The sequence below is a fragment of the Acinetobacter sp. YH12137 genome (assembly GCF_013418535.1).
Taxonomy (GTDB): domain Bacteria; phylum Pseudomonadota; class Gammaproteobacteria; order Pseudomonadales; family Moraxellaceae; genus Acinetobacter.
In genome coordinates this window covers 40,079-58,731 of sequence record NZ_VPBW01000012.1, presented here as the reverse complement: position 1 = coordinate 58,731, position 18,653 = coordinate 40,079, and the positions used below count along the sequence as shown (strand labels likewise).

The following is an 18,653-nucleotide window of genomic DNA, read 5'->3' as shown; positions in this document are numbered from 1 at the left end:
CATGACCTTTTATATGAAATAGATTTTTGCCACTATTTATATGTGGAAATAATTTTAAGTACTTCTGAGTTATATAGTTTATAGGACGGGCAAAGATATAAGTATAGGCGTTCTGTATAGCCTGGTGACAGGATTGTAACTGTATAAAGAAATTAATTTTGCCTTATAAAACTCAAATGTCTGGATCAGTTTTTTAAAAACTTGTTTTCATTTTTAGATGATTAAGCCTTTATTTCATGATTTTATCTTTTAGTAAAAACTATCAGCTTTAAATTTTTCGAACTTTGTGATCGTTACTCGGCAAGAAAACTGTGTGGTTAAGAAAAATAACAGAACTGTGCCTTTATTAAACAAGCCACTACAAAGACTCAGCAATGTATTCGTCAAATCTCGTTATGTTAGGGATACAGACGAAATCAATAAAAAGATTTTCATACTCAGCAACAGCTCACCGCATGCAGATAAAAGTGGAACTTTATTTTTCTGTAAAAACGCCAAGATGTTGAATAAAACTCAAGCGAATTTGAGATAGGCAAAAAAAGACTTCACTAAACTCAAGATCAGCAAGGAAAATGTCATGAAAATTAAGGCGAACAGTCCAGCCGCAGGTAAAAATGGTTTAGATAAGCAGAATACCAATAAAAAAAGTGAGCAGCTTGATGCATATCGTAGTGACTCCACCGAACAGACACTGACTACTAACCAAGGTGTCAAAATTTCGGATAACCAGAACAGTCTAAAAGCGGGTGTTCGTGGGGCAACTTTAATGGAGGATTTTATTCTCCGTGAAAAGATTACCCATTTTGATCATGAGCGTATTCCAGAGCGAATTGTGCATGCACGTGGTGTTGGGGCACATGGTTTTTTTGAAGCTTATCCAGGCAATGAAAAATGGACTAAAGCCGGGTTTCTAACCAATACCGGTGCCCAGACTCCAGTCTTTGTTCGATTCTCTACAGTACAAGGTCCTCGCGGTTCAGCAGATACGGTACGTGATATTCGTGGTTTTGCGACTAAGTTTTATACGGATGAAGGTAACTTTGACCTGGTGGCCAACGATGCGCCAGTATTCTTTATTCAGGATGGCATCAAGTTCCCTGATTTTGTCCATGCGCTGAAACCTGAACCACAAACCGAGATTCCATCAGGTGCGTCAGCACATGATACTTTCTGGGACTTTGTCTCTCTTGTACCTGAATCTGCACATGCGGTGATGTGGGCAATGTCGGATCGTGCTATTCCACGTAATTTACGCTCGATTCAAGGTTTTGGGGTGCATACCTTCCGTTTCATCAATGCCGAAAATAAAGCTGTCTTTGTGAAGTTCCACTGGACGCCTAAACAAGGTTTGACACAGCTGGTATGGGATGAAGCGCAAAAACTGGCAGGTAAGGATCCGGATTTCCATCGTCGTGACCTGTATGAAGCGATTGCTTCCGGTAATTACCCGGAATGGGAATTAGGCGTACAGATCGTTCCTGAAGAAGATGAGATGAAATTTGATTTTGACTTGCTGGATGCAACCAAAATCATTCCGGAAGAACTGGTTCCAGTGACTCCAATTGGCCGTATGGTGTTGAACCGTAATGTTGATTATTTCTTCGGTGAAACTGAGCAGGTTGCTTTCTGTCCAGGTCACGTGGTTCCTGGTATTGACTTTACCAACGACCCGCTACTACAGGCCCGACTGTTCTCTTATACTGATACTCAGCTGAGCCGCTTGGGTGGTCCAAACTTCCATCAGATTCCAATTAATAAGCCGGTGTGCCCATTCCATAACAATCAGCGTGATGGTCTGCATCAACGTCTTATTCACACCGGACAGGCCAACTACGAACCAAACTCGATTGATGATAACTGGCCAGCTGAAGCGCCAGGTGCGACTCAGGCAGGTGGTTTTGAAAGCTATCAGGAGCGTATTGACGGTCATAAAATCCGCCAGCGTAGTGAGTCCTTTAACGATCACTTCACTCATGCTCGTTTATTCTATCAAAGCCAGGCACCGCATGAGCAGAAGCATATTATTGATGCCTATGTCTTCGAACTGAGTAAAGTGCAACGCCAAAATATCCGTGAACGTGAAGTTCTCGAAGTGCTGTGCAATATTGACTTGACGCTGGCTCAACAGGTCGCGGATCAATTAGGTATTGAAATCCCAGCTGAGAAAAAAGCCGCAAAACTGCCTGATGTTCTGATTTCTAAGCGCCTGTCTTTTGAAGCGTTTAAACCTGCCGATATTAAGGCACGTAAAATCGCAATTCTGGCACATGACAAAGCCAATGAAGCCAGTATTAAAGCTGTACAGGCTTGGGCTGAATCAGAGAGTGCTGTGGCTGATGTGTTAACACCTCGTCCAGGACCAGTTCTGAGCCAGCAAGGTACAGTGATCCCATCTGATGGTATGCAGAAAGCTGAACCGTCAATTGCCTATGATGCTGTGGTTATTGTCGATGGCGATAACTATGACATGGTGCTGAAAGATGGTATCGCGACTCACTATCTGCTTGAGGCTTATAAGCATCTGAAACCGATTGTCTTCTTGGGAGATAAAGGTCAGCTGATTGAAGATCTAAAACTGATTAGTGATGAAGGTACTTTAGCAAATTCTCAATTCGATACTGTGCAAGATAGCTTCAAGACCTTGATCATGAATCACCGTGTTTGGGCGCGTGAATTGATCTCAGAAACTATTCCTGCATAAATACCATGAGAATAGAAGCTTCGGCTTCTATTCTCTATTTCAAGGAATAAAACTTTTATGGCGAGACCAGATCCTAAAAAATTACTGGCACAGATGCAAAATGCGCAATGGAGCAGGGAGCAGGATATTTATCTGATCGAACATAACCACCTACCTATGAGTCAACTCAGAGAAGAGTTGCCTTTTAGTGAAGAAGAAATTATGGCACGCCGTAAGGTACTAGGACTGATGACCCGTTTAAAACAGATGAAAAGGCTTTTTCCTTAACTGGCTTTCATCAAATGACCACAATATCGATATTTTTGAGGAAGCACTTTTATGGACCTCAGTTCAATATTAGAAAGATTTAAAAATTCATCATTAGAACCTAAAGAAAATATTCAAACGACTTTGAAGGAACTGGTGCAACTTTCGGATCAGGTTCCTTTTCCTGCATCAGGGGAAACTTTAAAACGCTGGCAAATTTTAAGCCAGATCTCGGCAACCAATTTAAGCCTGGGAAAAATATTTGAGTCGCATCTGGATGCACTCGCAATTCTGCATGAATTAAATATTCCGGCAAATCCTCATCAGCTCTGGGCAGTCTGGGCAGCAGAAGGAGGGCCTCAACCATTGCAGCTAGATGAAGGCAAGCTGACTGGCATCAAAACCTGGTGTTCCGCTTCTGGCTGGGTAGAGTCAGGTTTACTGACGTATCGGGATGAACAAAATCGCTCTCAATTGCTAATTGTAGATATGCAGCAGCCCGGTATTCAGCATGACCATACTGTCTGGCAAGCTGTGGGAATGCAGCATACGTCCACGGCTCAGCTTGAATTTAATCAGGTCCCTGTCAAAAAAGTTGCCGATCCACATGCTTATCTGGATCGGGTAGGATTCTGGCATGGAGCAGCAGGCGTTGCCACTTGCTGGTATGGTGCGACAGTAGCTCTTGCTGAATATCTGCAGCAAGAACAGTTAAGAAAACCACATATGTATAAAGCTATGTATCTGGGTGAAATCAGCCGTGATCTTTTAGCTACCCAGGCTTTGTTCTATCGGGTTGCAGAATTGATAGACCAGCAACCTAAATTTCCTCATCAACTTCAGATTCAGGCTTTGCGCGCGCAGGTTGAAGCTACTGCATTAAATGTACTCAACCAGGTTGGAAAAGCGCTTGGCGCAGCGCCTTATTGTACCAATTCTTATTTTGCCCAGCTCGCAGCAGATCTGCCGGTATTTATCCGTCAAAGCCATGCTGCTTTTGATCTTGAGCGTATTGGAGAACTAAGCGCACAGGAGGAAGAACTATGGGCACTTTAAAACATGAGGTTGTCGAAGATCGTGTGATCCATGGGGAGGGGACACGGGTGGAAGAATGGCGTAACTGCGAAATACTGCAACAGATGTCAGAATTTGATATTTCCAGTGTAATTCCTGCAGATGCCAGAGTCTGTATTGTGGCACCGCATCCGGATGATGAAATTCTGGGATGTGGCGGACTGATGCAACGTCTGGATAAACTCGGCTATAAGATTGTACTGTTTGCAGTGACTAATGGAACGGCCAGCCATCCCGGTTCGAGTCTGTATACGCCAGAAGAACTGAACCAGATTCGTCCAGCAGAAACGCGTCAGGCTCTCGAAGAATTGTCCTTAGAACAGCCAGTTCTTCGGATTGCTTTGGATATTCAGGATGGAAAAGTGGCTGAGCAGCGAGACTTGCTCAAACAGCAATTGTATTCATATTTACAGCCTAATGATGTATTGGTCACGACTTTTGTTCATGATGGGCATCCAGATCATGAAATAACCGGGCAGGTCGTCCAGCAACTCGCGACTGAGCTACAGTTACCATATATTCAGGTTCTAATCTGGGCGTGGCACTGGGCCACACCAGGAGATACCAGAATTCCGTGGACTGTTGCGCACAAACTCAGGCTGACAGATGAAGAATTAAAATGTAAAGCCCGAGCTGCACGATGTTTCAAAAGTCAGATTGAGAATGACCCGACGACAGAACAGGCACCGATTGTTCCTGAACATGCATTGGAGCGTGTTTTACAGCCATGGGAGGTTTATCTGTATGAACAGTAAATCAACCTATGATCATGCCTATTTTGATGCTCTGTATGCCCTAAACCATGGAGATCCATGGCATTATGAACAGCGCTGGTATGAACAGCGTAAACGTCAAATTTGTAAAGCGCTCTTGCCCAAACTGCATTTTGAATCTGCCATAGAAATCGGTTGTAGTAATGGCATGTTAAGTCAGGAACTGGCTCCTCATACTGGAGAACTCATCTGTCTGGATGCCAATACGACAGCGATCCGGCTGGCGCAACAACGTCTGCAAGATTATTCTCATGTCAGTTTTGTCCAAGGCGTTGTTCCGGAAGACTTGCCAGAGCGTAAGTTCCAGCTAATTGTACTGAGTGAGGTTTTATATTATCTGGATCAGGCCGCTTTAGAGAAATTGACCCACTGGCTGCAGCACGCCCTTGATGCAGAAGGCTGTATTCTGGCTTGTCACTGGCGGGCATCAATTTCAGGTTTTAGCTTTACTGGTGATGATATTCATGACCATCTAAATGCACACTTACCTTATAGAAAGTGTTCACAACTACAGGAACCTGATTTTCTGATTGATGTCTGGATGAATAGCCCACAGTCTGTGGCAGAGCAAGAGGGCCTTAAATGAATAAAATTGGCGTGGTTATTCCTGCCTGTAATGAAGAAGCCTATATAGAACGCTGCCTGCTGGCCTTAAAAAAAGCACAATTTGAATTTTATCAATACCTTGGTTCATCAGAAAATATTCCCGAGATTAAGATTTTAGTTGTCTTAGACAGTTGTACCGATCAAACCGCGATCAAAGCGGTGCAACTGGGCATAGAAGTCATTAGTTGTAATTTTCGTTCGGTGGGTAAGACCCGTCATTTAGGAATTCAAAAAGTAATTGAACAAGGATGCGACTGGATCTGTTGTACTGATGCGGATTCAAGTGTACAGGAAGACTGGTTCAAAGCCATGTGGAAGCACCAACCCACTGACGCAATTTGTGGGGTCGTTGAAGTGGACGAATGGAAAAATTTAAGCTTGGAAGCCCGACTAAAATATTTAGGCCACTATCAGGACAAAATGGATCATCGGCATATTCATGGTGCAAATTTATGTTTTAAAACAAGTGTATATAATAATTCTAACGGATTTAGCCAGCTAGATTGTCATGAAGATGTCGACTTTGTTCGCCGTTTACAACAGGCAGGAGTCAACATTACCTGGTCCAATCAATTAAGGGTAACAACCAGTAGCCGTCTACGGTCAAAAGTTGCTGAAGGTTTCGCCTGTTTTTTACAAAAGCTTGAGTTACAGGAAGCAATGAAAAAACCGATCAGCGTATACAAATAAAACTATAAAATTATAAATTTTATACAATCAATTACTTGTAAAAAATTTAAAAATTCATCTCTAAAAGCTATTTCATTTAGAAAAATTCTGTTTATAATTCACACAAATTAAGCCCTGCTACTTATATTTTTCAGCTATAAGTCCGCGGGGTTTTTCTATGGATGATCGGTAATGGATGCCTGAGCTCTTTCTTTTGGAATGACAATGTTAAATTCACAGTTAATTTCTCGTCTTCAGTCTCCATCACCGTATCTCTGGCAGAAAATCGCCACTGCACTGTGTTTTTTTAGTCTAGGTTTTAGTACAGCTGCCTGGGCGCCATTAATTCCTTATGCGCAGCAGCGCTTATTACTGAATCATGCTGACTTTGGTTTGCTTTTGCTATGTGCCGGAGTTGGCTCAATGCTGGCAATGCCATTGGCAGGTCGTATGGCAAGTAAGTTTGGTTGCCGTACAGTACTGGCTGTTATTCTGGCTGCATTTCTGTTCATCTTGCCAGCGCTAGCGATTAGTCCTACCAGCTTGATGATGGCAATTACCTTGTTTTTCTTTGGTGCCAGTGCTGGTGCCTTGGGGGTAACCGTAAATATTCAGGCTGCCCAGATTGAAAAACTCATGGATAAAAGCTTGATGTCTGGTTTCCATGGCGTATGTAGCTTGGGTGGTCTGGTCGGTGTATTGGGCATGACCACGTTAATGGGATTTGGTCTGGCACCTTTAACTGGCACACTGGTCGTAAGTGTGATGTTGCTTGCGATTGCGATGCTGGCAATTCCATTCTGCTTAGGTGGTCAGTCATCAACTACAGAAGAAACTAATACAGCTACAGCAAAACCTGCGAAAAAAGCGCTACCAACATTCGCAATTTTAGGTATTGGCCTGATCTGTTTTGTATCTTTCCTGTCTGAAGGTGCAGCAATGGACTGGAGCGGTATTTATCTGGCAACCCAGTTTAATGTACCTGCAGCGCATACCGGTTTGGCTTATAGTTTCTTTGCTGGCTTAATGGTTCTTGGACGTTTTAGCGGTCATCTCATCATTCAAAGCTTGGGTGAAAAAATCACTATTTTACTAAGTGCTTTACTGGCTGCAGCAGGCTTATTCATGGTGATCTTTGCACCAGTATGGCAAGTCGTTTTAACCGGTTATGCGATCTTGGGTCTAGGTAGTGCTAACATTGTTCCATTGATGTTCTCTCGTGCAGGCCGTCAAAAAACTATGGCTTCTCATGTAGCATTATCTTATGTATCGGTATTTGCTTATACCGGTTCATTGATCGGACCAGCGCTGGTAGGTTTCGGTAGTGAAATTATTGGCTTGCGTTTAGTATTTACGGTCATCGCAGTTGCTTTAATGAGCATTGTAATCCTGAACCATCTGACTGCCGGTCACAAAGAATCAGAAAAAGCAGAAGGTCTTATTGCCGGCCTAGACCATAAAACACCAGCATAAAGCTATTGTTTTTTATGGGCTTTTCAGACTTATGCATGCATATTGAACTGGGTCGAGATGCCTTTGGCCACTGGTCGATAAATTCGCAAGCTTTGTGATTTTTTCAGGTCCGACAGGAACTGATCACGCCAGCGAATGATATCGAAATTCTTTAAGCCTTGCTGTAAATAGCGGTAACGTTCCAAACGTTCTGACTTAGGCATACGCAAGGCTCTTTTCAAGGCTTTGGCCATACTGTCCTGATCATAAGGATCGACCAGTAAGGCTTCCTTCATTTGCTCGGCAGCCCCGGCATATTTAGACAGAATCAATACGCCTGGATCTAATGGATCTTGCGCAGCAATATATTCTTTGGCGACCAGATTCATCCCGTCACGGATTGAATTCACCCAGCAAATATCCGCCTTACGATAGAGCTGCATCAGGGCTTCATGACCCAAAGTGTCATAGCTACAGTCAAAAGGCAGCCAGTCTGCATTGCCATGCTGATGGTTTAAATTCTGCACCGCAGCCTGGAACTGTTCATAAAGTTTTTTATAGCTGTTCACATCTAGTCGACATGGGCAGGCAATCTGTAATTGCTGGAACTGATTTTTAAATTCAGGCTGTTCATCCAGCAACTCCTGGAATGCATGAATTTTCTCCAGCAGCCCTTTACTGTAATCAATCCGGTCAACCGAAATAATGGTCTTATGGGCATGTGCTTTATCCAGATCAAAGGGCAGGTCAGTGACTTGGCTTTCAGCAGCCTGCTTCTGAATCTGCGCCGGGTGTACACCGATTGGATAAGCTTTCACATAAATCCGTTTAGACTGATAACTCAGGATTTCATCATTGCAATGCTGGATATTTAATACCTGTTCCAGGAAATCAATACAGTTGGCCTGATCGCGTGGAGTTTGCAGACCGATGACATCAAAATCTCCCAGATGTCGGGCCAGTTCCTGATAAGGAGGCAGCGTTTGCCAAAGTTTTAGTTCGGGGAAAGGAATATGCAGGAAGAACCCAATCCGGTTGCGCATACCTAATTTACGACAGTAATGCGCAACACTCAGAAAATGATAATCATGAATCCAGATGATGTCATGTGGTGAAGCCACCTGTTTCAGGTGTTTGGCAAAACGCAAATTGACATCTTTATAGGTTTTAAAATCCTGCGGCTGATATTCAACACGTTGATGCTGGTCATGCATTAACGGCCATAAGGCATTATTAGAAAAACCACAATAATAACCCTGGTACTGGGCTTCGCTCAGTGCACTGGTATGATATTCCACATTCTGATGTTTCAGAATCTGAAATTTCTGTTCCTTGTTCTGGTCAACTCTGGAGCCATTCCATCCAACCCAGATACCGCCTATATCTAGCAATGCATCCTGCAATGCAACAGCCAATCCACCAGCCTTCATACTTTCTGGGTTAGGTAGATTCACACGGTTTGATAACACAATGAGTTTAGACATGTGATTTCTCCAATCGTTGTTGTTCTTGTACTTCAATTACCTTTAAAAATTCTTTCAGGAAGGCCTGAACTTGAGAGACGTTTTCCAGTCTGTACCGTGCTAGGGTCTGGCCAGGGCCTACTTTGATTGAGCAGCCGTGAAGGGCATTGATGACTTTGAATCCGGCTTCATCGGTCAGGTCATCACCAATAAACATGGGATAATGATCATTGAGATGGTATTGCTGAATAATCTGTTGAATCGCTGAACCTTTATTGGCGCCTTTGGGCACCAGTTCAAAAACATACTTGCCAGCTTTTAACTCAAAGTCGGAAAACTGGTTGAGACATTCCAGCGCAAAAGCATGTACGCGATCTTCTAGTTGAGGATGTTCACGAAAATGTAGTGCAACAGAATAATCTTTAACCTCGATCCGCAAATCAGGGATTTGAACTGCCTGTTCCTGAATATATTGTTTTAGGGCTTGTAGCTGCGACTTATTTAAAGAGATTAATGTCTTTAAATTAGCTTGATAGATTAATTCCAGACCATGTGATCCAGCGATATTCCATTGCAGAGGGTGAATAAGTTTTTGTGCTTGTAAAATAGAACGACCAGTAACTAATATCAGCTGAATATATTGTTGTAAATTTTCCAATATATTTATAATTTCAGGTTGAATTATACTTTTATCTGGATCTGGGTGAAATTCAGAGATTGTTCCGTCAATATCAAGAAATAAAACAACCTGGTCTGAGTCCATATTCAGGTTGCAATCATTTAAAATCATCTTTGGCGATATATAAAAAGATGAGCTAGATGAATCTTCTAAATCTTGTTCCCTATATATGCCTGACATAAATCCACCTAAGTACTTGATATAAAATAGATTAAAATTTAGAGTTAAACTGTGTGATTTTTAATCTAATTAGTTTTATAACATATTCTATTTTTCAAAATGGCTTTAGGCGCAGAAAAGAAACACTTTTGACATGTAAAGTTACTTTGTAAAATTTGGAAATATTCAGCAGAAAAAGTTGATATTCTTTGTATATTTGTAAAATAATTTTTCAGTGATTTTTAATATATTAATAATGATATTTAAGGTATTGCATATTAAGTGATTGAGTAAGTTTGAGTGCTATAAATAAGATTCTTTTGATTATTTAATGTAAAAAATGGTTTTGATTTATATTTCTAAAAATTAATTCATTGGCTTTCTATTAAATAATAGGTATTAAATTGGAAATATTAAAAAACACATTTAATATAAAATAAGAATATAGTGCAGCCTATTAATTTTTTATTAAAGCCAGTTTTGAAAGGAAGGATAAATTATAAAATCTTGGTGCTACAAAGAAGAGTTAGGGTTATATCATTGAAGAGACTAGGTAGACATAACCCCATAAAGAGGAGAGCAGAGTGCTTATAGCTCTCTCCAGACATCGTTCTCATCTTTCAATGGAATAGTAAAGTTAAAGTCATCATCATTACTGACTAAAAGACTGGTAGGGGTTTGCATCAAAACTTTTAAAACAGTACCAGCTTCAAAAATAATCGGGTGACAGTTTTCCTTTTCCAAGGTCACTGGCTTAAGTAATTCAATCACAGAACTTTCCATATTTTTATTCCCAAATATTGATACTTCGCTGTTTTTTAATCTTAACATGATTTTTGCACATTTAACTAATTTTTGAAAAACCGAGACATAAGTCAACAAGTCGGTCAATTTTTCTTAAAAAGCGCTTAAGTCAGTAAATTAAAGGGATAGAGATTAAGATTTAATTTTCAAACGATTTGTGTTTCTTAAACTCGAATATTTTCAGTTTATTTACCGACGAAAAGAAGAGAAAAAGACAAACGGTACCAAATAGTCAATCTAGCGCAAAATCTGCTTGTCACTTTTTGACAGGCCAGTCATGATCTCCTCCATTATATTGCGTATGTTATGCGCTAGTATTAAAGCAAGAATCATATAATCTGATATTAATTTGGCTTTAGCGATTTTGTGTTTGTATGTAATTTTTTACATTGAATTGCAAATTTATGCTGCAGTTCGTTGAAAGTCTGAAAATAAGAATAAACTGTGCGTCATTTGGATGACCCCTACATCTATAAGGAGAATTAAGCCCCAATGTTTAAGTCATTTTTTCCACAACCAGTGTGGTTTTTTAGTAGTCTGGTACTGTGGTTTCTGATCAATCTTGGCCTTTGGCATAGTGGTGGATCAGGCTGGGGTGTCTATTTAGGTATGACTGAAGGTTATCATGATCTTAAAATGCCGATAGGAATCAGCCGTTTCTGGGCGCCAAAATTTCTCTGGTTCTATCTCTGGTTTTTTGTGAGTACCGCGATATTTGCTACCTTCTGGTATTTTAAAGCGAAACATCCCTGGCAGCGCTGGTCCGTGTGGGGCTCGGCCTTTATCCTGTTCAATATCTGGTTTGGGGTGCAGGTTAATGTGGTCTTAAATGAATGGTATAGTCCGTTCTATGACCAGATCCAGAATATGCTCACCCAAGGGGGCGGAGATGTCAGCCTACTATATCAAGGTGCATTGACCTTTATTTATATTGCCATGGTCTATGTCACGCTGGCAGTGTTTAACCTGTTCTTTGTCAGTCATTATGTATTCCGCTGGCGGACGGCAATGAATGACTATTATACGGCACATTGGGAAAAGTTACGTCATATTGAAGGGGCGTCACAGCGTATTCAGGAAGATACCATGCGTTTTGCCAAAACTACGGAACAGCTGAGTGTCTCACTCATTGAATCTCTGATGCTATTAATGGCTTTCCTACCAATCCTGTATGAGTTATCGAGTCATGTAAAAGTACTGCCCATTGTCGGTGAAATACCGCATGCATTAATGTGGGCGTCGATCGGATGGGCAGTTCTGGGAACTGTGATTTTAATGATTGTCGGAATGAAACTCCCTGGACTGGAATTCAATAATCAGAAAGTTGAAGCGGCTTATCGTAAAGAGCTGGTTTATGGTGAAGATTATGCTGATCGTGCTCACCCGCTTACCTTGCAAGAACTGTTTAGTCGGGTACGTACGAATTATTTCCGTTTGTATTTCCACTATGCCTATTTCAATATGGTGCGCATCTGGTATCTGCAATTGGACAATATTTACGGATTATTTATTTTGTTTCCAAGTATTGCCGCGGGTGCGATTACACTCGGTTTGATGATGCAGATCCTGAATGTTTTCGGTAAGGTTCGTGAATCTTTCCAGTATCTTATTCTATCTTGGCCTACGATTATTGAATTGCTCTCCATCTATAAACGTTTGAAAGCATTTGAATCCCATCTCGATTAATTTTTTTCTTCTATTCCTAGACAATTTTAAAAGCCAGATCATTATAGGTCTGGCTTTTTTATTGATTAATTTTTATTCAAAATCCAATTGAAAATTACGATCTGGAGAGGTGCTAAAAAATTAGGATGAATGGTACCCAAACATCCCAATATTAGGGTATTCAAGCTATTTTTTCTTGGCTAGAATTTTAAGGGCCAGCCAGGGTGCTGTTTAATTTCCAATAATATGGCGTATAAAAACAATTAGTGTACGTAAAGGAAATTATTCAAATTATAATCTCATTCAGACAGCGATAGAGAGCATAATTGCCGTTATTGTCCATGATAATAATATCTCTAATTTTTGTTGAATGAGTAACCGGAGAACTGATCTGTTTCTTCTGTTTTTTTATATCTTTTTTCTACTGCTTCATCTTTCAATTGATGAGTAATCCAGCGTATTTGTTGACTTGAAGAATGTTAATTTGATCAATTTATCTGGATTAAAGCCGGATGAATTAGGCATTTTATTCCTCATTTTTAGTGATAGGTCTCGCTATATTTTTATATTTATCAATCTGTTGAGATTGTTGTTTTGGCACATTTGCTATATGTTATAGAGGCCTGGGGGAGATAAGCAGTGAAGCTAAAATTAATAATTCCAACAATATGTGTAGCAAGCCTGGCTGGATGTAACAGTATTCAGCAAATGAAATCAGATATGCAGCATCCTTATGTAAGTCCTCAAGAACTGATTGTTAAAAGAAACTTGAATCAGGCTGACGGTTCGGCAAAAGAATATGTTTATTCATGGGAAAAATCCAAGCAGCATCTGGAGCCACAATCCCTCTATCCACGAACCACCTTAAGCCAGTATTGTCATGAACGGGGCGGCAAGTTTTCTCTACTGTATAAGAGCCAATTGGCTTCAGTAAAAGATTCTGCCCAGAAGAACCGTTTAAGCAAAAACCGTTATGTCACTCAGGGTATTGGTGCCTATCAATGTACGATGCCTCAAGGACAAAACTGGATTGTTTCTATTGAGCCGATTTCTGAACATCAGCCAGATAAGAATAATACTACGCGTGTAGTCCGGATCTTGAGCAAACTTCAAAGCCCAGCTGAAGCACGTCATTTCTATCAGGGCCATAAGACTACGACTAAGTCTAATAAAATTGCCGAGAAGAATGCAGCCAAAACCTCAGTCAAAGATGAGAAAAAGGAATTAGATAAAAAAGAAGCTGATAAGAAAGAAATAAAAATACCTGCTATTGAACCGACAGAGGTTGCTGTCCCTGCTGCTCGTACAACTAGTATCGAAACGCCACAACAGCAACAGATGAAATTGTATGTAGCTGCACGTCGTGATATCAATAGCGGCAAGAACCTGAACAATGCCTGCAATAATGCCCAGCGTGCCTATAACTATGGCAAATTACAGGGTACAGAAGGAACACGTGTCTATACCGAATCCGGCATGCTAGTGGCACGCTGTTTAAGCAGTATTCCAGCCTATGCCAACCGTATTCCAAATTCCAAGGTTCAAGCCAAACGAGTACTGCAGAATCTGGCCACCAACTATAACCATACTGGGGCAAAGAATCAGTTGAGACAGTTAAAATAAGTCTATTATTTTCACATTCAGTTTGATCATTTATTTGGCAAAGTAGATGCACATGAAAAGTCATCTACTTTAAATATTGGTGATATTTAAAAAAGTATTTCTTAAGCATAGCAGAACTTAAAAACAATATTTTTCTTTTGAAGATCAATGATAAAAGATAAATAGTTATTCTGTTGATAGGAATAAAAATTAATTATTATTGGGTCGCAAATCGAACCTCATTTCAGAGTAAATTTCCCGCCGCCATCTCAGATTTTCTCCTCTATCTCTCTTGTTAAATACAAGCCCATTCAACGGCATATTCTAAAAATTATTGGTATATCTCTTGCTTAAAAATTATCAGTTTTGTGCTTATGGACAGAGCAAGAAAAACTAATTGATTTTTAACATACACAATAATGAGATTTATCGCTTGAGAAAACATATTTTAAGTCATTTGATTCTTGTGGGTGCATTTCTACATTCACCTGTGAGTTATGCAGTGAGTACAACTTTATTAAAATCGGCAATTGATCTGAATGCGATTGATCGGACGGTTGATCCAAAGCAGGATTTTTATCAATTCGTGAATGGAAACTGGCTGAAAACCGCAAAGATTCCAGAAGATCAGGCATTGTCGGGTGCATTTGCTGAAGTGAGTATGAGATCAACCCAGCAGTTATTTGGCATTTTTAATGAGCTGGCCAAAAAACAGCATCCGCAAGGTAGCAATGAACAAAAGGTCGCGGATCTTTATGCCAGTTATATGGATACCGATCGGCTAGAACAGCTCGGACTTGAGGCATTGCAACAAGACCTGCAGCGGATTGAAAGTATCAAGACCAAAAAAGATCTGGCAGAATTTTTTGCCTATGCGGAAAAAATCAATCTGAATTTGCCATTCTCTACCCGTTTTTATCAGGACCGTAAAGCTTCTTCCAAGGCGATGATGTATGTAGGGCAAGGTGGTTTGGGAATGCCTGATCGTGATTTTTACCTGAGTGAGCAGCCTCGACAACAGGAAATTCGCAATACTTATATGCTTTATATCGCCAATACCCTGAATTTTGCCGGTCAGCCTAAGCCGATTGAAGATGCTCGCACTATCCTGGCTTTGGAAAAGGCACTGGCAAAAATTAGCTGGTCCGCTGTGGAGCTGCGCAATGATGAGGTGAGAACCTATCTCGTTGAAACTAAAAATATTATTAACTATATGCCTTCTTTTGACTGGATGAATTATTTCTCAGAACTGGGCTTAAAAGGAGCAAGAAAAGAGGTTGCGATCTCGCAGATTAATTATTTGCGTCAGCTGGATCAGTTATGGAAGGTTGTTCCAATTGAAACCTGGCAAACCTATTTGAAATTCAATCTGATCAATAGTTATTCGCCATTTTTAACAGAAGTTTTTCAAAATCATCATTTTGAATTTTATGACAAAACACTAGAGGGTGTACAAGCACGTTCTCCACGGAATGAGTCTGCCTTGAAGCTAACTAACGGTATTTTAGGCAATGTGCTTGGCAAGCTCTATGTAGAAAAGCACTTTAATGAAAGCCAGCGCCCAGCGATACTGGAAATGGTGGAAAACGTCCGTAAAGCCTTTCATCTGAAACTGGACCAAGCTGACTGGATGGGTTCGGACACTAAAAAACAAGTACGGCATAAGCTAGATAGCATCAATATCAAAATCGGCTATCCGAAAGCATGGCGGGATTATTCAGCCCTAGAGATTCGTAAGGATGATCTGATTGGGAATATCCAGCGGACCCGGCTATTCAATTACCAGCGTGAACTGGACAAGGTGGGAGAACCGATCGATCCAGAAGCCTGGCACATGTCGCCACAAACAGCCAATGCTTACTATAATGTCAAGCTGAATGAAATCGTATTACCTGCGGCCATCTGGCAGGCACCATTTTATTATGATGATAGTCATGATCCTGCAGTGAATTATGGTGCCATAGGGGCTGTTATCGCACATGAAATTAGCCACGGTTTTGACGATAGAGGAAGCCGCTTTGATGCCAAAGGCAAGGGTGAAGAAACCTGGAACGAGCGCGACCGTAAGAAGTTCAACGAACGCACCAAAGCTTTAGTCGAGCAATATAAACAATACGAAGCTCTGCCAGGGCATAAGGTGAATGCGGAATTAAATAAAAGTGAAAATATCTCTGACAACCTGGGCTTAGGGATCGCTCATATGGCTTACAAGTTATCGCTCAAGGGTCAGCCAGCACCTGTCATTGATGGCTTTAGTGGAGATCAGCGTTTTTATATAGGCTGGGCACAAGTCTGGCGTAGCAAAAGTAATCCTGAATATTTGTTAAATAGCCTAAATATTGCCAGCCACGCGCCAGGTCATGTACGTGGCAATGGCGCCGTCCGCAATCAGCAAAGTTTCTATGAAGCTTTTGGGATTAAAGAAGGGGACAAGATGTATTTATCACCTGAAAAACGAATCTCCATCTGGTAACAGGATTTAAAAAAACAGGTCTGTTCATCTGAAAAGAAACTGGCCTATTTTTTTATCTAAATGACCAGCATGCAGAGTCAAGAACAGTTTAAAAATTGGCATATATGCTGCTTATAAAGATTTAAGTGTTTGATTATCAGGTCAACACGCATTGATAAATTCAACTGCGCAATGAAGCGCGAGGATAGCAAGCTTTGAAAATTTTTCTAAAAACCGCATTGGTAAGTGCTTTATTAGCCGTTTCCTCTGCAAATTATGCTTCAGATCAAACCGCTATTGCAGCACTTGGCTCGGGGATTCATCTTCAACATTTTGATAAAAAAATCGCACCACAACAGGACTTCTATCAGCATGTAAATGGGCACTGGTTAGAGCATGAGGAAATCCCGGCTGATATGCCAAACTGGGGCGCATTCACGATTTTGCGTGAAAACTCGACCCAGCAATTACATGACATTGTAGAAGAGCTGGCGAAAACCAAATCGGATTATGGCAGCAATGAGCAGAAAGTGGGGAGCTTATATGCCAGCTTTATGGACACGGAAACTTTAAATGCAAAAGGTATCCAGCCGCTAAAAGCAGATATCGCCAAAATTGATGCCATGAAAAGCAAAAAAGATTTCACTTTGTTGCTTGCAGACTATGCAAAAAACCGTGTCAGTACACCTTTTGAATTTGGCGTGATTCCTGACTTGAAAAAGTCTGATCAAATGGCGGTGTTTTTGGGTCAAAGTGGTTTAGGTTTACCGGATCGTGACTACTATTTAAAAGACGATGAAAAACTGAAAAGTGCCCGTGAAACTTATGTTAAACATATTGCTAAGCTGTTGACGCTATCGGGTGAAACAGAAGCAGATGCGGCTGCACATGCACAATCTATCCTGAACTTAGAAACTGAAATTGCCAAAATTCAGTGGGATAATGTGCAGAACCGTAATCTCGAAAAAATGTATAACGTCTATACATTAAAAGACGTCAAAAGCCTGGTGCCAGAATTTGACTGGAAAACCTATTTTAAAGCGACGGGTTTAGATAAAAAAACCAAAACCGTGATTGTGGCGCAAAAAAGTTATTTTGAAGATTTAAACAAGATTTTAAGCAGCACACCCCTCGATGTATGGCAAACCTATTTCAAATTCCATCTGATTGATGGCGCTGCACCTTACTTAAGCCAGGAATTTGCTGATGCAAACTTTGAAATGTACAGCAAAACCTTACGCGGTGTGACCGAGCAACGGGCACGCTGGAAACGTGGGGTTGATATGACTAATGCCGTACTCGGTGAAAGTCTGGCACAAGTCTATGTCGCAAAACATTTCCAGCCTGAACAGAAACAGCGTATGGAAAAACTGGTAGAAAACCTGTTGCTGGCATTTGAACAGAATCTAGAAAAACTGGACTGGATGGGTGCAGAAACCAAAGCACAGGCACACCGTAAGCTGAAAAGCTTTAGAGTAAAAATTGGCTATCCAAATAAATGGCGTGACTATAGCAAGCTGGAAATTAAAGATGGCGACCTGATTGGTAATCTGCGTCGTACCAACAGTTTCAATTATGACATTGCGCTGGATAAGTTGGGGAAACCGGTTGATCGTGAAGAATGGCATATGCTGCCGCAAACGGTAAATGCTTACTACAACCCAATGGGCAATGAAATTGTTTTCCCTGCTGCTATTTTACAGCCGCCATTCTTCGATATGAATGCTGATGATGCCGTGAACTATGGCGCAATCGGGGCAGTGATCGGGCATGAAATCAGTCATGGTTTTGATGATCAGGGTAGCCGCTTTGATGCAGATGGCAACATGAAAAACTGGTGGACCGAAGAAGACGATAAAAAGTTCAAGGAAAAAACCAAAGCTCTGGTCGAGCAATATAATGCTTATGAAGCGATACCGGGCTATCACGTCAACGGTGAGCTGACCTTAGGTGAAAATATTGCCGATAACTCAGGTCTGGCGATTGCCTATGAAGCTTATAAATTGTCACTAAATGGCAAGCCTGCTCCGGTGATTGATGGATATACCGGAGATCAGCGTTTCTATATTGGCTGGACGCAGGCATGGCGTGCCAAAGTTCGTCCAGAACTGGCATTACAGCTGTTAAAAACAGATCCGCATTCACCAGCAGCCATTCGTGGTCGTGCGACCTTACTTAACCAGAAACCTTTCTATGAAGCCTTTAGCGTCAAGCAAGAAGATCCAATGTATCTGGAAGAAGATAAACGGGTAAAAATCTGGTAAGTCTGATTTCCTCATTCGATTCCAAAAGTCCTGACTGATGTCGG

Annotated in this window: 14 protein-coding genes; 11 read left to right on the top strand and 3 right to left on the bottom strand. The window is 41.1% G+C overall.

The window, feature by feature from the left end; genetic code table 11:
- The first annotated feature begins 577 nt into the window (after nucleotides 1-577).
- The 7 genes from katE to FTU72_RS08365 all read left to right on the top strand — a co-directional run bounded on the left by katE (nucleotide 578) and on the right by FTU72_RS08365 (nucleotide 7,542).
- Entirely contained in the window at nucleotides 578-2,701 is a 2,124-nt protein-coding gene (gene katE, locus FTU72_RS08395) for a catalase HPII (RefSeq protein ID WP_179993163.1), read from the top strand.
- Nucleotides 2,702-2,758: 57 nt separating this feature from the next.
- Entirely contained in the window at nucleotides 2,759-2,968 is a 210-nt protein-coding gene (locus FTU72_RS08390) for a hypothetical protein (RefSeq protein WP_166135421.1), read from the top strand.
- Nucleotides 2,969-3,019: 51 nt separating this feature from the next.
- Nucleotides 3,020-4,003 carry an acyl-CoA dehydrogenase gene (locus FTU72_RS08385; RefSeq protein WP_179993164.1) on the top strand — a complete coding sequence of 328 codons (984 nt, stop codon included), beginning with the start codon at nucleotides 3,020-3,022 and terminating at the stop codon, nucleotides 4,001-4,003.
- Nucleotides 3,991-4,776: a PIG-L deacetylase family protein gene (locus FTU72_RS08380; RefSeq protein WP_179993165.1), complete on the top strand. Its 786-nt coding sequence runs from the start codon at nucleotides 3,991-3,993 to the stop codon at nucleotides 4,774-4,776. The genes FTU72_RS08385 and FTU72_RS08380 overlap by 13 nt, the downstream gene beginning before the upstream one ends.
- Nucleotides 4,766-5,380, top strand: a complete 615-nt coding sequence (locus FTU72_RS08375; protein ID WP_180052674.1) for a class I SAM-dependent methyltransferase — start codon at nucleotides 4,766-4,768, stop codon at nucleotides 5,378-5,380. Before FTU72_RS08380 ends, FTU72_RS08375 begins: the two co-directional genes overlap by 11 nt.
- Nucleotides 5,377-6,090, top strand: coding sequence for a glycosyltransferase family 2 protein (locus FTU72_RS08370; RefSeq protein ID WP_179993167.1), 714 nt, complete (start codon nucleotides 5,377-5,379; stop codon nucleotides 6,088-6,090). The genes FTU72_RS08375 and FTU72_RS08370 overlap by 4 nt, the downstream gene beginning before the upstream one ends.
- 204 nt (nucleotides 6,091-6,294) lie before the next feature.
- A complete protein-coding gene (locus tag FTU72_RS08365) occupies nucleotides 6,295-7,542 on the top strand; it encodes an MFS transporter (protein WP_179993168.1) in 1,248 nt (415 codons plus the stop codon).
- Between the two features lie 29 nt (nucleotides 7,543-7,571).
- Here FTU72_RS08365 and FTU72_RS08360 read toward each other — a convergent pair whose 3' ends face one another.
- From FTU72_RS08360 to FTU72_RS08350, 3 genes are all read right to left on the bottom strand, one after another.
- Entirely contained in the window at nucleotides 7,572-9,005 is a 1,434-nt protein-coding gene (locus FTU72_RS08360; RefSeq protein ID WP_179993169.1) for a trehalose-6-phosphate synthase, read from the bottom strand.
- Nucleotides 8,998-9,843, bottom strand: a complete 846-nt coding sequence (otsB, locus tag FTU72_RS08355; RefSeq protein ID WP_179993170.1) for a trehalose-phosphatase — start codon at nucleotides 9,841-9,843, stop codon at nucleotides 8,998-9,000. Before otsB ends, FTU72_RS08360 begins: the two co-directional genes overlap by 8 nt.
- 567 nt (nucleotides 9,844-10,410) lie before the next feature.
- The gene (locus tag FTU72_RS08350) at nucleotides 10,411-10,605 is read right to left on the bottom strand and encodes a hypothetical protein (RefSeq protein ID WP_125279298.1); all 195 of its coding nucleotides are present in this window, start codon (nucleotides 10,603-10,605) and stop codon (nucleotides 10,411-10,413) included.
- 513 nt (nucleotides 10,606-11,118) lie between these two features.
- Here FTU72_RS08350 and sbmA point away from each other — a divergent pair.
- The 4 genes from sbmA to FTU72_RS08330 all read left to right on the top strand — a co-directional run bounded on the left by sbmA (nucleotide 11,119) and on the right by FTU72_RS08330 (nucleotide 18,609).
- Nucleotides 11,119-12,312, top strand: a complete 1,194-nt coding sequence (sbmA, locus tag FTU72_RS08345) for a peptide antibiotic transporter SbmA (RefSeq protein ID WP_179993171.1) — start codon at nucleotides 11,119-11,121, stop codon at nucleotides 12,310-12,312.
- Nucleotides 12,313-12,930: 618 nt separating this feature from the next.
- Nucleotides 12,931-13,914, top strand: a complete 984-nt coding sequence (locus tag FTU72_RS08340) for a hypothetical protein (protein WP_179993172.1) — start codon at nucleotides 12,931-12,933, stop codon at nucleotides 13,912-13,914.
- A gap of 412 nt (nucleotides 13,915-14,326) precedes the next feature.
- The gene (locus FTU72_RS08335) at nucleotides 14,327-16,366 is read left to right on the top strand and encodes a M13 family metallopeptidase (RefSeq protein WP_179993173.1); all 2,040 of its coding nucleotides are present in this window, start codon (nucleotides 14,327-14,329) and stop codon (nucleotides 16,364-16,366) included.
- Between the two features lie 194 nt (nucleotides 16,367-16,560).
- Complete coding sequence (locus FTU72_RS08330; protein WP_179993174.1) at nucleotides 16,561-18,609, top strand: M13 family metallopeptidase; 2,049 nt, start codon at nucleotides 16,561-16,563, stop codon at nucleotides 18,607-18,609.
- Nucleotides 18,610-18,653 lie beyond the last annotated feature (44 nt).